This window comes from Streptomyces sp. NPDC090106 (assembly GCF_044747265.1).
In the GTDB taxonomy this organism is placed as follows: domain Bacteria; phylum Actinomycetota; class Actinomycetes; order Streptomycetales; family Streptomycetaceae; genus Streptomyces.
The window spans coordinates 255,865-271,299 of record NZ_JBIVDS010000003.1 but is presented as its reverse complement, the minus strand read 5'-3'; the positions used below and the strand labels follow the sequence as shown (position 1 = coordinate 271,299).

17 protein-coding genes are annotated in these 15,435 nt (G+C 72.0%); 10 read left to right on the top strand and 7 right to left on the bottom strand.

All coding sequences use genetic code 11. The annotated features are described in order from the left end of the window. The first annotated feature begins 79 nt into the window (after window positions 1-79). Window positions 80-841 (top strand): DeoR/GlpR family DNA-binding transcription regulator, encoded by a 762-nt coding sequence (locus ACIPSE_RS11160; RefSeq protein WP_401660445.1) that lies wholly within the window; start codon window positions 80-82, stop codon window positions 839-841. A 50-nt stretch (window positions 842-891) separates the two neighbouring features. Here the strand turns inward: ACIPSE_RS11160 and ACIPSE_RS11155 are convergent, their stop codons facing one another. Beyond that, a complete protein-coding gene (locus tag ACIPSE_RS11155; protein WP_401660442.1) occupies window positions 892-1,959 on the bottom strand; it encodes a dipeptidase in 1,068 nt (355 codons plus the stop codon). Continuing rightward, the gene (locus ACIPSE_RS11150) at window positions 1,956-3,284 is read right to left on the bottom strand and encodes an amidohydrolase family protein (RefSeq protein WP_401660439.1); all 1,329 of its coding nucleotides are present in this window, start codon (window positions 3,282-3,284) and stop codon (window positions 1,956-1,958) included. The genes ACIPSE_RS11155 and ACIPSE_RS11150 overlap by 4 nt, the downstream gene beginning before the upstream one ends. Before the next feature lie 133 nt (window positions 3,285-3,417). Here ACIPSE_RS11150 and ACIPSE_RS11145 point away from each other — a divergent pair, with 133 nt between their 5' ends. Beyond that, on the top strand, window positions 3,418-4,179 hold the full coding sequence (locus ACIPSE_RS11145; protein ID WP_401660436.1) for an IclR family transcriptional regulator: 762 nt from the start codon (window positions 3,418-3,420) through the stop codon (window positions 4,177-4,179). Further along, window positions 4,176-5,105 carry an ornithine cyclodeaminase family protein gene (locus ACIPSE_RS11140; RefSeq protein WP_401660433.1) on the top strand — a complete coding sequence of 310 codons (930 nt, stop codon included), beginning with the start codon at window positions 4,176-4,178 and terminating at the stop codon, window positions 5,103-5,105. Before ACIPSE_RS11145 ends, ACIPSE_RS11140 begins: the two co-directional genes overlap by 4 nt. A gap of 141 nt (window positions 5,106-5,246) precedes the next feature. On the opposite strand, the gene ACIPSE_RS11135 is transcribed toward ACIPSE_RS11140, so the two are convergent. After that, window positions 5,247-6,230, bottom strand: coding sequence for a helix-turn-helix transcriptional regulator (locus ACIPSE_RS11135; protein WP_401660430.1), 984 nt, complete (start codon window positions 6,228-6,230; stop codon window positions 5,247-5,249). A gap of 93 nt (window positions 6,231-6,323) precedes the next feature. On the opposite strand from ACIPSE_RS11135, the gene ACIPSE_RS11130 reads away from it, so the two are divergent. Beyond that, a complete protein-coding gene (locus tag ACIPSE_RS11130; protein ID WP_401660427.1) occupies window positions 6,324-6,722 on the top strand; it encodes a VOC family protein in 399 nt (132 codons plus the stop codon). Window positions 6,723-6,778: 56 nt separating this feature from the next. On the opposite strand, the gene ACIPSE_RS11125 is transcribed toward ACIPSE_RS11130, so the two are convergent. After that, window positions 6,779-7,108 (bottom strand): GNAT family N-acetyltransferase, encoded by a 330-nt coding sequence (locus ACIPSE_RS11125; protein WP_401660424.1) that lies wholly within the window; start codon window positions 7,106-7,108, stop codon window positions 6,779-6,781. Window positions 7,109-7,235: 127 nt separating this feature from the next. Here ACIPSE_RS11125 and ACIPSE_RS11120 point away from each other — a divergent pair, with 127 nt between their 5' ends. Continuing rightward, window positions 7,236-7,583 carry a PRC-barrel domain containing protein gene (locus ACIPSE_RS11120; protein ID WP_401660421.1) on the top strand — a complete coding sequence of 116 codons (348 nt, stop codon included), beginning with the start codon at window positions 7,236-7,238 and terminating at the stop codon, window positions 7,581-7,583. Window positions 7,584-7,589: 6 nt separating this feature from the next. On the opposite strand, the gene ACIPSE_RS11115 is transcribed toward ACIPSE_RS11120, so the two are convergent. Further along, window positions 7,590-8,192, bottom strand: a complete 603-nt coding sequence (locus ACIPSE_RS11115; protein WP_401660418.1) for a TetR/AcrR family transcriptional regulator — start codon at window positions 8,190-8,192, stop codon at window positions 7,590-7,592. 151 nt (window positions 8,193-8,343) lie between these two features. Here ACIPSE_RS11115 and ACIPSE_RS11110 point away from each other — a divergent pair, with 151 nt between their 5' ends. The 4 genes from ACIPSE_RS11110 to ACIPSE_RS11095 all read left to right on the top strand — a co-directional run bounded on the left by ACIPSE_RS11110 (window position 8,344) and on the right by ACIPSE_RS11095 (window position 12,465). Continuing rightward, window positions 8,344-8,907 carry a hypothetical protein gene (locus ACIPSE_RS11110; protein WP_401660415.1) on the top strand — a complete coding sequence of 188 codons (564 nt, stop codon included), beginning with the start codon at window positions 8,344-8,346 and terminating at the stop codon, window positions 8,905-8,907. 62 nt (window positions 8,908-8,969) lie between these two features. After that, window positions 8,970-10,316, top strand: coding sequence for a glycoside hydrolase family 18 protein (locus ACIPSE_RS11105; protein ID WP_401660412.1), 1,347 nt, complete (start codon window positions 8,970-8,972; stop codon window positions 10,314-10,316). 209 nt (window positions 10,317-10,525) lie between these two features. Next, the gene (locus ACIPSE_RS11100) at window positions 10,526-11,374 is read left to right on the top strand and encodes a PP2C family protein-serine/threonine phosphatase (protein WP_401660409.1); all 849 of its coding nucleotides are present in this window, start codon (window positions 10,526-10,528) and stop codon (window positions 11,372-11,374) included. A 71-nt stretch (window positions 11,375-11,445) separates the two neighbouring features. After that, window positions 11,446-12,465 carry an MASE1 domain-containing protein gene (locus tag ACIPSE_RS11095; protein ID WP_401660406.1) on the top strand — a complete coding sequence of 340 codons (1,020 nt, stop codon included), beginning with the start codon at window positions 11,446-11,448 and terminating at the stop codon, window positions 12,463-12,465. Window positions 12,466-12,535: 70 nt separating this feature from the next. On the opposite strand, the gene ACIPSE_RS11090 is transcribed toward ACIPSE_RS11095, so the two are convergent. Further along, the gene (locus ACIPSE_RS11090) at window positions 12,536-12,904 is read right to left on the bottom strand and encodes an ArsR/SmtB family transcription factor (RefSeq protein WP_401660403.1); all 369 of its coding nucleotides are present in this window, start codon (window positions 12,902-12,904) and stop codon (window positions 12,536-12,538) included. Between the two features lie 131 nt (window positions 12,905-13,035). Here ACIPSE_RS11090 and ACIPSE_RS11085 point away from each other — a divergent pair, with 131 nt between their 5' ends. Beyond that, window positions 13,036-14,661 carry an MFS transporter gene (locus ACIPSE_RS11085; RefSeq protein ID WP_401660401.1) on the top strand — a complete coding sequence of 542 codons (1,626 nt, stop codon included), beginning with the start codon at window positions 13,036-13,038 and terminating at the stop codon, window positions 14,659-14,661. Here the strand turns inward: ACIPSE_RS11085 and ACIPSE_RS11080 are convergent. Beyond that, a complete protein-coding gene (locus tag ACIPSE_RS11080) occupies window positions 14,630-15,337 on the bottom strand; it encodes a TetR/AcrR family transcriptional regulator (RefSeq protein WP_401660398.1) in 708 nt (235 codons plus the stop codon). The two genes, ACIPSE_RS11085 and ACIPSE_RS11080, sit on opposite strands and share 32 nt — an antisense overlap. Window positions 15,338-15,435: the final 98 nt, after the last annotated feature.

The window sequence follows — 15,435 nt, the reverse complement described above, 5'->3', positions numbered from 1 at the left end:
TTAACGACCATGTCGATTGTTTGAAAAGGTCGCTTTCGAACAGATCTCATGTTCGTTCGGAAGGTGCTTCAATCCCTGTATGAGCAACGCAGACCGTCATCGCCTGATCGCCCAGGCGGTCAGGGACTCCGGCCGGGTCACCGTCGGCGACCTCGCCTCACTGACCGGGGCATCGGAGATGACCATCCGGCGCGACCTCGACGTGCTCGCCGCCCACGGTGTCCTCGAACGTGTCCGCGGAGGCGCCCGCACACTTCAACTCAGAGGTGAGGAGCCGCCGTTCATGCTCCGCGCCCATGAGGCGACCGAGGCGAAGGAGCGCATCGCGGCCGAGGTGAACGCCTTGGTCAAGGACGGCGAGACCGTGCTCCTGGACAGCGGCACCACCTGTCTGGAGGTCGCGGGACTCCTGCGCGGGCGGCCGGTCACCGTGATGCCCCTGTCCTTGCAGGCCATCCATGTCCTCAGCGACACACCGGGCCCGACCACGCTCATCGTGCCCGGCGGGCACCCGCGCCCCGGCGAGGGAGCGCTCACGGGCCCGCTCACCCTCGCCTCGCTGGCGGCCCTGCGCTTCGACACCGCGGTCATCGGCTGCTGCGGCCTCAGCGCGGACCAGGGCCTGACCGCCTACGACCTCGACGACGCGGCGGTGAAGAAGGCGGCCATCGCCTCGGCACGCCGCGTGATCGCCGCGACCGACAGCGGCAAGCTCGGCCACACCGCCCACGCCCACGTCTGCCCCGTCCCCCACCTCGACACCCTGGTGACGGACACCGCGGCCCCGGAGGCCGAACTCACCGCCCTCGGAGAGACCGGCATCGTGGTCAGGACGGTCTGAGGCCGGGGGTAGGGGCGCGGCGCACCCCCCGCGCCCCCGGCCTCGGGAGGTCAGCTCGACCAAACGCGGCGCGCGTGGTCGACGAAGTTGCGGCCCATGATCTTCTCGATCCGTTCGGCGGAGAAGCCGCGCCGCTCCAGGAGGCGGATCAGTTCCCGGAACTGGTCCACGCCGCGCAGGTCGACGACGAAGGGGTAGGTGTCCTCGCGTTCCCCCGCGGCGGACACCCCGGCCTGCCGGCGCCGGGCGACGTGCTCGGCGAGGTGGGCCCGGTAGGCGTCGAGGTCGTCGATGGCGGTGACCGGTCCGTCGGTGCCGATGCCGACGTGGTCCTCCCCGCAGACGTTCACGGCGTGCACGATGTGCTCGACGACGTCGGCGGCGCGCGCGTGGCCGGTGGGGCTCAGGAACGGCATGAAGTAGATGCCGACGAACCCGCCCCGGGAGGCGACCAGCCGCAGTTCCTCATCGGTCTTGTTGCGCGGCAGGTCGGTCAGCGCCCGGCATCCTGTGTGGTTGATCGAGACGGGTACGCCGGAGTGGCGCGTGGCCTCCAGGCAGGTGCGTTCGCCGCTGTGGGAGAGGTCGACCATGAGGTGGTGGTCGTTGAGGGCGTCGATCACCTCGCGACCGAAGCCGGTGAGCGCGGTGTCGCCGGGCGCCATGGAACCGCCGCCGAGGTGGTTGGCCTGGTTGTACGTCAACTGCACCACACGCACGCCGCGTTCGGCGAAGACGGCGACACGGCCGATGTCGTCGCCGACGGCCTCGGCGTTCTGGAAGCCGTAGATCACGCCGACGCGGCCGTCGCGCGCGGCGGTCTCGATGTCGGCGACGGAGGTGACCTTGAGCAGGTCGCCGGGGTGCCGGGCGACGATGCCGTCCCAGACGTCGATCTCGTGGAGGGTGTGCTCGTAGGGCGGGAGGTCGCCCATGACGTAGCCCAGGGTGATGTTGACGGCGGTCATCCCGGAGGCGCGCGCCTCGGAGAGCGTGCGCGCGTCGATGGTGAACTGTTCGCCGGTGGCGTTGAGTTCGCTCGCCGCCGCCTGCGACCGCGGGTCGTTGGGGTTGTCGAGCTGGCCCAGCGCGTTGACGATCATCGGCGTGCCGGTCATCGGTTCTCCTGGAGGCGGTCGGCGGTGTAGGCGGAGCGCGGGAAGCGGCGCCCCCGCTTGACGGTGAGGGTGACGGTGCGCAGGTCGTCGATGTCGGCGAGCGGGTCGCCGGTGAAGACCGCGAGGTCGGCGAGTTTGCCCGGTTCGACGCTGCCGGTCAGGTCGGCCACTCCGGCGCTGCGGGCGCCGATCAGGGTCGCGGACCTGAGGACGTCGTACTCGGGGATGCCGCACCGCCGTACCAGGAAGGCGAGTTCCTCGTAGAGCGCGGGGAACGGCTCCTGGGGCGGGGTCTCGTAGTCGGTGCCGGTGGAGACGTCGACTCCGGCCCGGTACGCCTGCGCCGTCAGGGCGATCGCCAACTCGGTGTTGCGGGCGGCGCGTTCGGCGACCTCGGGGTCGTCGCTCACGAACTCGTGGGAGGCGTACAGGCCGGCGGTCGCGTCCAGGACGACGCCTCGCTCCCGCATCCGGGCGAAGAGCTTCTCCAGCCGCTCGTCCTCACCGGTGACCAGGGCCGCGTGGTCGACGGGCGGCTTGTTCCTGTACGAGGTCAGCGGCCCCGTCGCCGCCTCGTGGGCGAGGAGGGACACATGCGAGACCGCGTCCACGCCCGCGTCGACGACCTCGCCCGGCGCGGCGGGGAAAACGGCGGCGTGCGCCCATACGGCGATGCCCTGCCGGTGCGCCTCGGCGGTGATCGCCGCGACGAGGCCGGCGTCGAGATCGGCGTACACCTTGATGGCGGACGCGTACGTCCCGCGCGCGAGGGCCACCGCGAGCGGCAGGTCGGTGGTGTCGGTGACGGCCTGCATCCAGGGGACCCGGCCGGCCACCGCGCCCTGGCTGACCTGGTGGGTGCGGGGGTCGTCGAAGAATCCGGGGCCCGCCATGAGGGCCGCGTAGTGGATGTCGGGACCGGCGATCTCGCCGACGCGGACGGCACGGGCGAGGTCGCCGATCTGACGGAGGTCGTCGGCCATGTCCCGGATGCCGGTGACACCGCTGTGCACCAGCCGGTCCAGCACGGCCTCGGCGGCCGGCCGGTCGGGCGGGGTGGCGAGGTGCTGGTGGGAGTCGATGAGCCCCGGGGTGACGAAGTGCCCGGCGAGGTCGACCACTTCGGCGCCCTCGGTGAGACCCTCGGCCTCGGCGTCGGTCACGACCGCGCGGATCAGGGGACCGTCCACCACGATCGACATCCCGGCACGCGGCGGGCTGCCCGTCCCGTCGAACAGGGTGACGCCCCGGTAGACCACCGTCGGACCCGTGCCCCGCTCCGGCGGCGCGTACGGCATGGCCGCGCCCGCACTGTCGCTCGTCATGAACACCGCTCCCTTGTTACGCTCTAGGTAACATCGTTCTCGCTCAACGAAACAACCGGTACCCTACATCCGGATCCCGGCGGTGCACACGCCCCACCGGGCCCTGCTCGCCCGACGCTCCGGAAGGGTTTCGATGCCGCAAGCGCAGCGCACGGCCGTGGACAAGGCGCTGGACCTGGTCGAGGCGGTCGCCCGCGCCCCCCGACCGCCCCGGCTCACCGATCTCGCCGAGACGGTCGGCCTGCACCGCGCCACCGCCTACCGGATCCTGGTGGACCTCGTGCGCCGCGGCTGGGTCCTGCGCGCGGACGACCGCTATCTGCCGGGCACGGCCGTCCTGCTCCTGTCGGCCCGCGCGGCGCACAACTCGCTGACCACGCTGGCCCGCCCGGTGCTGGAGGACCTGTCCGCACGCACCGGCCTGATGGTCAACCTCCAGGTGCTGGAGTCCACCGGCGCCCGGGTCGTGGACGTCGTACGCCCCGACCGGCTGGCGATGATCAGCACCCTGCTCGACGAGACCCTGTCCGTGCACCGCTTCGCCGGACCGCTCGCCCTCGTGGCCGCCCTGCCGCAGGAGGCCCGCACCCCCTATCTCGAAGCGGCCTCCGACGCCGGTCATCCCCTCGACGGCGCCACGGGGCTCCTCGCCGACCTCGCACGCGCCGAGGCGGACGGTTTCGCGGCCGAGGACGGACGCAACGACCAGCTCGTCGCCTCCGTCAGCCGGGCCGTCGTACCGGCCGAGGGAGTGCCCGTGTGCGCGCTCACCGTCGTCGGACCGTCGGCGGAGATCGACGACGAGCGTCTCGAACGGCTCCGCGCGGACCTCGCCGCGGCCACCGGCACCCTGGCGGCCCTGCTCGCCGGATCGCACCAGGAGGTGCGGGCATGAGCGACGTCCTCGTCCTCGACCGGGCCGCGACCCTCGCCGCCCTCGACCCGGACCGGCTGATGGCCGCCGTCTCCGACGCCCTCGTCGCCGTCGCGCAGGACCGGGCGTCCGCCCCGGCGCGGACCGCGGCCTTCGCCCCGAACGGCCTGCTCGGCGCCATGCCCGGATACGTCCCCGGTCTCGGCCTGGCCGCGAAGCTCGTGTCCGTGTTCCAGGACCCCGAACGGCCCGGCCGCAGCAGCCATCAGGGGGTGGTCGTCCTGTTCGACCCCGAGGACGGCAGCCCCCTCGCGGTCCTGGACGCCGAGCCGATCACGGCCTGGCGCACCGCCGCGTCCGCCACGCACAGCGCGCTGGCCCTCGCCGGGCCCGGCCCGGTCGTGGTGGTCGGCACCGGTGCGCAGGCCCGTGCGCAGGTCGCCCTGCTGGCCGTGGTGCGGCCCGGTGTGCCCGTCACCGTCACGGGCCGCGACCCGGCGGCGACCCGCACCACCGCCGCCCTGCACCCCCGGGGCGAGGCGGCACCCGACATCGAGGGCGCCGTGCGCGAGGCCGGGACGGTCTACTGCTGCACCGGCGCCACCGCTCCGGTCGTCCGCCGCGCCTGGCTGGCCCCGGGGACCCATGTCAGTTCCGTCGGCGGCTCGCACGGCCCCGAGCTCGACGCCGGGACCATCAGGGACGCCGACCTCTTCACCGAGTGGCCCGGCGCCGCCGCGACCCCGCCGCCCTCCGGCGCCCACGAGTTGCAGGGGCTGCCGGCCGGACGCCGGGTCACCCTCCTCGGTTCGGTCCTGGCGGGCGAGGCCACGGGGCGCCGCTCCCCCGAGGCGCTGACCGTCTTCAAGTCCACCGGGCACGCGGCGCTCGACGTGGCCGCCGCGTACGTGGTGCACGGGACGGTGACGGGGCGAGCGGGGCGGTGACCCGGTCGCGGATCATGCAACGGAGTTGCAACGTGCCGTGCGCGAAGGTCGGTTCCGCCGCGACTCGGTCACGCCCGCATGCCGGGCGTGGGCTCCCGGCCTCGTGCTGTCGGCGGTACGAGGCCGGGACCGTCGCCCCCCTCAGCACGGGCGGGTTCGCGCGGCGGACGACCTGAGCCGGTCGGCGAGCGCGGTGACGAGGTCGCGCAGTTCGCCGGGGCGCTCGACGACGAACGGCAGGTCGAGCGCGGCGAGCACCGGAGGCAGCCAGTCGAGCCGCTCCGCCCGCAGGTCGACCTGGAGCCAGCCCTCGCCGTCCGCCGTCTCGGGCCGCGCGAGGCGCGCGACGCTCGCGGGCAGGTGGGCCCGGATCTGTTCGGCCGTCCCCTGGATCCGCAGGGTGATCTCGTGCCGGTACTCGGCGGTGGCGAACCCGTCCAGCACGCGCCGCGCCGGATCGGGATCCGCGGGCGCCTCGAACGAGCCGGGCAGGGTGCGGGCGTCCGCGACGCGGTCCAGCCGGAAGGTCCGGCCCTCGCCGGTCCCGGCGTCCCGGCCCGTGACGTACCAGCGGCCCGCGTGGGCGACGATGCCGTACGCGTGCAGCGTGCGTTCGCTGGGCCGTCCGTCACGGTCGGTGTAGCGGATCGCGACCGGTCGGTGGTGGCGCACCGCGTCGGCGAGGGTGAGCAGGACCTCGGCGTCCGGGGTGGCCGCCCCGCCGGGCCGGTCCGTGAAGGAGAGGGCTTCGGGGAGGGCGTCGAGCCGGCGGGCGAGGTGTTTCGGGAGCACCCGCCGGATCTTCGCCGACGCCGTCTCGCTCGCCGTGAGCTCCGCCGCCGTCAGGCCCGCTCGGCGTCCGGCGATCAGTCCCAGCAGGACGGCGAGTGCCTCGTCGTCACTGAGCATGAGCGGCGGCAGCCGGTACCCGGGGGCGAGCCGGTACCCGCCGTAGCGGCCTCGGACCGATTCCACGGGCACGTCGAGGTCGATCAGCTGGTTGACGTACCGGCGCACGGTGCGGCCTTCGACGCCGAGCCGGTCGGCGAGTTCGGACACCGTCCGGGTGCCGCCGGACTGGAGCAGCTCCAGGAGGGTCAGTACGCGGCCGGTCGGTCGGGACATGGTCGCAGGCTAGCGCGTATACCGGACCGGTTCTGTCCGCTATTTCTCCTAGCCTGCGACGTGCACCCACTCGGCACGGCCAAGGAGATACCCATGGAGTTCGTCTCGATCCGCATCATCACCGGCGACGTGGCGCGCCTCGTCGCGTTCTACGAGCGGGCCACGGGGGCGGTCGCGGCGTGGGCCACCGAGGACTTCGCGGAGCTCAGGACCGCGGGCGCCACGCTCGCGATCGCCGGCACCCGCACGGTCCCGCTCTTCGCTCCGGACTCGGCCCGGCCCGCGGACAACCACAGCGTGATCACCGAGTTCCTCGTCGACGACGTGGACCGCGTCCACCGGAACCTGACCGGTCTCGTCAGCGAGTTCGTCGCCGGGCCCACCACGATGCCCTGGGGCAACAGGTCACTGCTGTTCCGCGACCCCGACGGCAACCTCGTCAACTTCTTCACCCCCGTCTCGCCGGAGGCCGTGGCGAAGTTCGCCCGCTGACCCGGCGCACGGACGCAGGGGCCCATGGCCGGGCAGGCGTCGCGGCGCGGCCCGTCTCAGTCGACGACCTTGCTGCGGTTCTGGTAGGCGAGGTCGTGGTACTCCGGGTGCCGCGCGAGGTAGGCCGCGATGAAGGGGCAGGTGGCCAGCACGGCCAGCTTCCGCTCGCGGGCGTCGTCCAGGACGGCGCGCGCGAGGGCGGAGCCGAGGCCCCTGCCGTTGTAGGCGGGGTCCACGACGGTGTGGGGGTAGACGACCAGCTCGTTCGTGCGCATGTACTCCGCGAAGCCCACCTGCCGCCCGTCGATCCGCACCTCGAAGCGCGAGGCCTCGGGCACGTCGACGACCTCCACCGTGCTGCTGTCCTGGTCGGTGTGCGGGGGCATGGCATCTCCTGTGCTCGCGTCGTGGAACTCCCCCGAGCGTAATCGATCATGCGGAGGAGCCGGCCGGCGGAGGTCTGCCGCGGCGGATCTCGGGCAGACGGAGGTCCAGAGCCACAGGGAGGACGCAGTGAACGAGTTCAGGACCGACCAGGTGCCGACCGCCGGACACACCCCGGACAACGACCTCACGGGCTACCACGTGCGTGCGGTGGACGGGGACGTCGGCAGGATCGGCGCGCGTTCCGCGGACCTCGGGCCGCATCACGCGGTGGTGCGCACCGGGCTCCCGTTGCTGGGCAAGGACGTGGTGCTCCCGGCCGAGGCCGTCTCGGACATCGACCACGCGGCCCGGACCATCCACCTGCGCTGGTCCAGGGACGAGGTCAAGGCGGCGCCGGTCTTCGACGAGGAGAAGTACCTCGGCGACCCCCGCCACCGCGACCAACTCGGCGGCAGCGAGGGTTCGGGGCACTGACGGAGTTCAGGCCGCTCGGCCGGATGCCTCGGTGCGGGCCCGCAAGATCCCCTCGACGCCCTGGAGGAAGGTCTCACCGACCAGCTCCGCGTCGAAGAGGCATCCGGCCGCCATGGCACCGTCGCGCAGCATCACGAAGTGCCGGCCCGCCGCGTCGGCCGGCTCCCCGCCGGTCCGCGACAGCAGCTCCGTGACGGTGTCGAGGAACCACTGCCGGTGGGCGAGGACGGCCTGGTGGACGGGGTGCGCCGGATCGGGGTACTCGGCCACCGCGTTGAGGAAGGCGCACCCGCGGAAGCCGGGCGAGCGGATGCCCTCGGTGATGGACCGGGCGACGGCCCTGAGCTTGTCGACGGCCGAGTCCGCGCCGGCCTGCGCGGCACCGACCTGTCCGCGAATGCCCTGGTCGGCCAGGTGCAGATAGGCCAGGATGAGGTCTTCCTTGCCGGCGAAGTGCCGGTACAGCGTCGCCCGGGTGACCTGGGCCTGCGCGGTGAGCCGGTCGATCCCGACGGAGTGGATGCCCTCCGTGTAGAAGATCCTCGTCGCCGTCTCCAGCAGCCGCTTGCGCGCTTCCGAGGTGACGGCTGTCTCTGTCCCGCTGTTCATGTGCCCACCGTACCAAAACGGCGAGGGAGAACGTTCGGTCTTGACAGCCCGTCCCGGCGTCCCGTTGAATCCGAAGAGACCGAACGTTCTCCCTCATCGGTGGGACGGTCACCCGCACCCTCCCGCCCCGCGCCCAGGAAAGGGCACTTCCATGGACACCCTCGTCAGCAGCACACCGGTCGACGCACCCACGCCCCTGCGCAAGCTCTATCTGGGACGCTTCGCGTTCGCGACCGTCTGGGCGGGCCTCCTCGCGACGACCGCCGACGATCTCGGCGCCCTGAGCATGACGCTCCTGTTCCTCTACCCCCTCGTCGACATGGCCGCCGCGATCACGGACCTCCGGACCGCCCACGCCGGCGGACGAGCGGCCACGGCCCTCTACGTCAACGTCTCCATCAGCGCGCTCGCCACCGTCGGCCTGGCCTTCGCCGCCACCGCGGACATTCCGGCCGTGCTGCGCGTCTGGGGTGCGTGGGCCATCGCTTCGGGCATCACCCAGCTCGTCACCGGCGCCGTACGCAGGAGCCTGGGCGGCCAGTGGCCGATGATCATCAGCGGTGCCATCTCCACACTCGCAGGCGCCTCCTTCGCCGCCCAGGCGGGGAGCGGCGACGCGACGCTGAAGAACCTCGCCGGTTACGCCTTCCTCGGCGGCGTCTTCTTCCTCGTCTCGGCCCTGCGCCTGAACCGCCGGGCACGACAGCGCATCTGACGGCAAGTCAGCAACGAGCCCACCCCTTGACCGCAATGGTCCATACCAATACGTTCCCCCTCATGCGAAGAACCCTGGGAAGACTGGCCGTCGCCACCTGTTCGCTGTCCCTGCTGGCCGTCCTCGCTCCGGCGAGCGGGACGGCCGGCGCCGCCGAGTCGCATGCCTCCACCGCCAAGTACGGCAAGCGCGTGGGCTACTTCACGCAGTGGGGTGTGTACGGGCGGGACTACCAGGTCAAGGACCTGGACACGAGCGGCCAGGCAGCGAAGCTGACACACATCAACTACGCCTTCGGCAACGTGAATTCCGCGGGAGAGTGCTTCACCGGCAACGTACCGGGCGAGGCCGACGCCTGGGCCGACTACGTGCGCCCCCTCGACGCGGAGAACTCGGTCGACGGGGTCGCCGACACCGACACGCAGGCGCTCGCCGGCAACTTCAATCAACTGCGCGAGCTCAAGGCGAAGCACCCCGGTCTCAAAGTGCTGATCTCGCTGGGCGGTTGGAGCTGGTCCACGCACTTCTCCGACGCCGCGCTCACCCCCGCGTCACGCAAGAGGTTCGTGGCCTCCTGCATCGACCTGTACATCAAGGGCAACCTGCCGGCCGACGGCGCGCGCGGCGGCGCGGGGTCGGCCGCCGGGCTGTTCGACGGGGTGGACCTGGACTGGGAGTGGCCCGGCTCCCCCGGCGACACGGACACGGTCTACCGGCCCGAGGACAGGAAGAACTTCACCGCGCTGGTGCACGAGTTCCGCACTCAGCTCAACGCGTACGCGAAGAGCGAGGCCCCGCGCGGCAAGAAGGCCAGGCACTACGACCTGACGGCGTTCGTCCCGGCCGCGCCGAAGGCGATCGACGCGGGGTTCGACATCCCGCGGATCATGCGGGACTTCGACTTCGTGAACCTCCAGGGCTACGACTACCACGTGTCCGGTGAGGCCGTCACGGCCCAGCAGTCGGCCCTGTTCGCGCCGGGTGACTTCAGCGTGGACCGGACCGTGCGGGACTGGGTGCGCAGGGGCGCGCAGCCGCGGAAGCTCGTCGTCGGCATGCCGTTCTACGGTCAGGGCTGGACCGGCGTGAGCGGCGGGGGCGACGGACTCGGCCAGCCGGCCACCGGCCCCGCGAAGGGCACCTGGGCGGACGGCTCCGAGGACTACAAGGTCCTCAAGAACCTCGCCGCCTCGGGGGCGTACACCGTGCACCGGGACCGGTGGAACGGCAGCGCGTGGCTCTTCGACGGGACCACGCTGTGGACGTACGACGACCCGAAGGTGCTGGCGACCAAGTCGGCCTACGTCCGCAAGCTGGGTCTGGGCGGCGCGATGTTCTGGTCGCTGGACGCCGACACGGCCGACGGCGAGCTGACGGCAGCGGTCGACAAGGGGCTCGACGGACGCTGAGCCGTCCGCTCCCGGCCACAGGTCCCGGCACCCCTTCGCTCCGAGGTGCCGGGACCTCGCGGCCCGTCGAACGGTTCCCGTCGGGCCGCCCTCCAGCACGCCGCACACCACAGCCGGCGTTCCGGGCGACACCGAGAGGCCCGTATCATCCGATATGAGTCACTTAGGGCTTATGCACGACGACAGATGAAGATCCCTCGGAGCGACCCATGTCCCGCAAGGGCCCCGCGTACGACAGCGACGAGCTGCTGGCCAGGCTCGGCTCGCTGACGTCCCGGGCGCGCGAGTACGCGGAGCTCCAGCGGTCCCAGGTCGAGCTGGCCATCGCCCTGCAGCGCGGCATGCTCCCCGCCGAGATGCCCACGGCGCCCCGCTACCACCTGGCCGTGCGGTACGTACCGGCCCACCACGGCCTGAACGTGGGCGGGGACTGGTACGACGCGTTCCATCTGCCGGACGGGCGCATAGGGCTGTCCATCGGGGACGTCCAGGGCCACAACATCGAGGCCGCGGCCTTCATGGGGCAGGTACGCGTCGGCCTGCGCGCGCTCGCCTCCGTGACGAGCGAACCCGGAGAGCTCCTCGCCCAGACGAACGACCTGCTCCTGTCTCTCGGCTCCGATCTCTTCGCCACCTGCACGTTCCTGCGCCTCGATCCCTCGACCGGCCTACTGGAGAGCGCCCGGGCCGGGCACATCCCCTGCGTCTGGGCGACGGCGGACGGGAAGTCCGGCATCGGGAGCGACGAGGGCGGTCCGCCGCTGGGCATCGAGGCCGGCATGACCTACCCCGTCACCCGGTACCGGCTCACCACGGGCGGTGTGTTCGTCCTGCTCACGGACGGCGTGGTGGAGGGGCCGTCGATGGAGGTCGAACAGGGCCTGGACCAGGTCGTACGGCTCGCCGGGATCGCCGCCGTGGCGGGCATGGACGCCGGTGCGCTGGCCGCCGCCGTCATCCGGGGCGCGGACCAGGTCGGACACGAGGACGACGCCGCCGTGCTCGTCATCGGCTACGACGGCGACGACGCGGAGGACGGGCACGAAGATCAGCCGTAGGGCGGCATGACCGCCCTCCCGCCTCGCCGGAACGGCGGCCCCGGTGTCTGATGGCGTATGTGGCGGCTTGCGTGGTGGGTACCGAGAATCTGCGCCGGACCGGTGTCGTCGCCCTCCAGAACCTGGCCGTCGCGGCCTGCTACTACGCCGCGGGACGGCTCGGACTCCTGCGGAACCTCACCGTCGAGGGCGCGGTCTTCACCCCCATCTGGCCGCCGACCGGTATCGCGGTGGCTGCGCTCCTCGTCCTCGGACTGCGCGTCTGGCCCGGCATCGCGCTCGGTTCGCTGCTCGTGATCATGCATCTCACGGCGCTGCGGCCCGAGGTCCTCGGCAACCTGGTGGGCAACACGGCCGCGCCCGTCTGCGCGTACCTCATGCTGCGCGCGGTGGGCTTCCGCACCGACCTGAGCCGGCTGCGGGACGGTCTGGCCCTGGTGTTCGTCGGGGCGCTGACCGGCATGCTGATCAGTTCCACGGTGGGCGTCACCATGCTCGTGATCGCGGACCGGCTGCACGGCCACGCCTTCTGGGCGGTCTGGCTGGCGTGGTGGGTGGGTGACGCGATGGGCGTCCTGATCGTCACGCCGCTCCTGCTGCTGCTCCACGCCGCACGCTGGCCCCCGCGCATGTCCCGGTGGCAGGAGGCCACCGGGCTCACGCTCGTCACCTGCGGTGTCGTCCTGCTGGTCGCCTACAGCGGTCTCAGCCTGCTGTTCCTCATCTATCCGCTGCTGATCTGGACGGCCCTGCGCTTCCAGCTGGCCGGCAGCATGCTGTGCGCGCTCCTCACGTCCGTCATGGCCACGATCGCCGCCACCGAGGAGATCGGCCCCTTCACCGGCCTGGACCAGATCGAAGTGATGCTCAAGCTCCAGGCGTTCAACGGCACCATGGCCCTCACCGCCCTGTTGCTCTCCTCCGTGATCACCGAGCAGCGCAACACGCGCCGCTCGGTGGAGAACGCCTGCCAGGAACTGGTCGAGGTGCTCGAACATCTCACCGCGGGCAACGCGCCACGCGGCGGACCGAGCAGCCGCGCGAGCGGGGAGGCGGGGGACGGGCCCCGGCAGGAGACGGCGGGGCGCTGAACAGGGCGGATGCCCGGCCTGTGTCGATGGCCGCGGCCGATCTCCGTTCCGGCCTCGTGCACCGCCGCCCTCACTCGCCGGCGCCCTCCTGTACCGCGTTCTCCGTGCTCTCCGCGTTCTCCGCGTTCTCCGCGTTCTCCGCGATCAGGTCGAGGAGCCCCGGGAAGCGGGTGTCGAGGTCGACCTTGCGGAGTTGGGCCATCCGGCTGTTCCCGCGGTCGACCTGCCGGATCAGGCCGGCTTCCCGGAGGATGCGGAAGTGGTGGCTGCGGGTGGACTTGCCGACCGGCAGACCGAATGAACTGCAGTGCCGTTCGGTGCCCTCCGGCTCACGCACCAGGGCCGAGATCACTTCGTAGCGCAGGCGGTCGGACAGGGCGTGCATCACCGCCCGCAGGTCCATCTCCTCGCATGAGGGGTGCCCCTCGGGATCGGGCATCGCGTGGACTCCTGCCTGCCGTCCGCCCAATGGTTCTACTTGCATCGTACCTTCACCCCGTGACAGCTTGAGGTTCGACAGAATACGAACCTTGATTCGTTCGACCGTACGTACGCACCTGGAGCACCCCCGTGTCCGCACAGACCGACCATGAGGCCACCGGGGGCGGACCCCCTGATGACGCCAAGACCTCGAGGAGCGCGACGGCGACGATCGGGGACCGGCGGCTGTTGCCCCTGGTGACCGTCCTGCTCGCCGTCTTCGTCGTCCCGACCTCGATCTCGGGTACCGCGGTCGCCCTCTCCGACATCGGGGCCGACACACACGCGGGTCTTGTGCCGCTGCAGTGGGTGGTCAACGCGTTCAACGTGGCCTTCGCCTGCTTCACACTCGCCTGGGGTTCGTTCGCCGACATCATCGGGCGGGTACGGGCCTTCGCCCTGGGCGCGGCGACCTACGCCGCGGCGTCACTGGCCAGCGCCCTCGCCGGCGACGTGATCATGCTGGACATCGCCCGGGCCCTGGCCGGACTCGGGGGTGCCGCGATCTTCTCCTGCGGCAGTGCCATCCTGTCGACCCTCTTCCAGGGCTCCGCGCGCGGGAAGGCGTTCGCGCTGTTCGGCACCGTGGCCGGGCTGGGCGTCGCCCTCGGCCCCTCCCTGTCAGGCGTGCTGGTGGAGGGCGCGGGCTGGCGCTGGGTGTTCGCACTCCACGGCATCGTCCTGGGGCTGGTGCTCCTCGCCACACCGTCCCTCGCCCGCCGGACGGCCGAGCCGCAGCGCACGGGCGCCCGTATCGACGTCCGCGGCACCGCCCTGTTCGTCCTCGCGATGCTGCTGCTCACCACGGGTATCGCACAGGCGTCGCAATGGGGTTGGACCAGCGTCGGCGTACTGTCCCTGCTCGCCGGGGCCGCGGCGAGCCTGGCCGTCTTCGCCGCCGTCGAACGGCGCCTCGCCCACCCGATGCTCGACCTCGGCCTGCTCGCGAACCGGCGGTTTCTCGCGCTGTGCCTCGTCCCGGTCGCCGCTTCCTTCGGCTTCGTGACGATCCTGACGTACCTGCCCGGCTACCTGACCACGGTGCACGGGCTCACCACCGGCACCGCCGGACTGGTCATGCTCCTGCTCACCCTGCCCGTCCTGGCCTGCCCCGTCCTCGCGGCCAAGCTCGTGGCGCGTGGCGTCCCCCCGCTCACCCTGATCCACATCAGTCTGGGCTGTCTCGTGCTGGGGGACGCCGCCCTCACTCTCTTCAGCGAGGACGCGGCCATCCTGCTCGCGGCCGTGCCGATGATCGTCACCGGCGCCGGGATGGGGCTGTCCGCCGGGCTGGTCGACGGCCAGGCCCTCGGCCTCGTCGCACCGGAGAAGGCCGGCATGGCGGCCGGGTTCCTCAACACGCTCCGCCTGGGCAGCGAGGCGATCGCCGTCGCCGTCTACGGCTCCTTGCTCACCACCGCGCTGACGTCCCGCGTGCGCGAGGGGATCGCCGCGTTCCCCGGCGCCGGGACTCCGACGGCGGTGGCGAACGACGTGGCCGGCGGCAACCTCGCCGCGCCGAGCAGCGCCATCGGCACCACCGCGCGAGCCGACTTCACCGACTTCCTCGCGCACTCCTACGCGTCCGCGTTCCGAACCGTCCTCTGGGCACTCAGCGCCGTCTGCCTCTTTCTCTTCGCGGTCATCGGCGGCCTGATCCACGCCACCCGTGAGACTTCGGCCGTCACCGGTCCTTTTCGGGGAGAAGGGCGGTGAGCAGCGCTTTGAGGGCCTCGGCATAACTGTCGTGGCCCTCATGGCCGTCGTGGCCCTCGTCCCGGTCCAGTTGACGGACTTCGGCGAGGGCCGGGAGCCGTTCCGGGTCGACCGACGCCATGACCTGTTCGCGCTGGTTGGGCCGGCGCGGCGGGGTGAGGGGGTGGGCGTCCAGGAGCTCACCGATGGTGAGGTGCCAGCAGGCGCGGTAGGCGGTGGAGGCCTGACGCGGCTCCAGTCCCGCGCCGAGGAAGTCGGCGAGGCAGGCGTCGCTGAAGGGGAGGGCGTTGCGGGCGACGAACTCGCCCCGGATGAGGATGTGCAGGACCCAGACGTGCTCGGCCATCCGGTCATGGGCGCCGACCAGCCGGTTGAACAGCCGCTCCCCCGCGGTGGCCCCGGGAACCTCCACCGGCAGACGGGCCGCGATGTCCTCCAGGATCGCGACCAGCAGGGCGTCGCGGTCGGCGATGTGCCGGTAGAGGGACGCGGCGCCGGTACCCAGTTCGGCGGCGACCGCCCGCATGCTGAGCGCGTCGAGCCCGTCCCGCTCGATCAGCTCCCGCCCGGCCCGGGTGATGGCCTCGGGCGTCAGCCCCGGCCGCGGCTGCGACCGCGGCACTCCCCGAGACCGCCGTGCCGTCCGCGCGTCGACGCTCTTCGGGGGCTTTTCCATGGCGTCATCCTCTCACCGCCCCAACGGCTCACCATCCCATCGGCCGGTTTAGTTAGGTTAGCCTTACGCGTACAGTGTTCGCATCGCAGGCCGCTCGG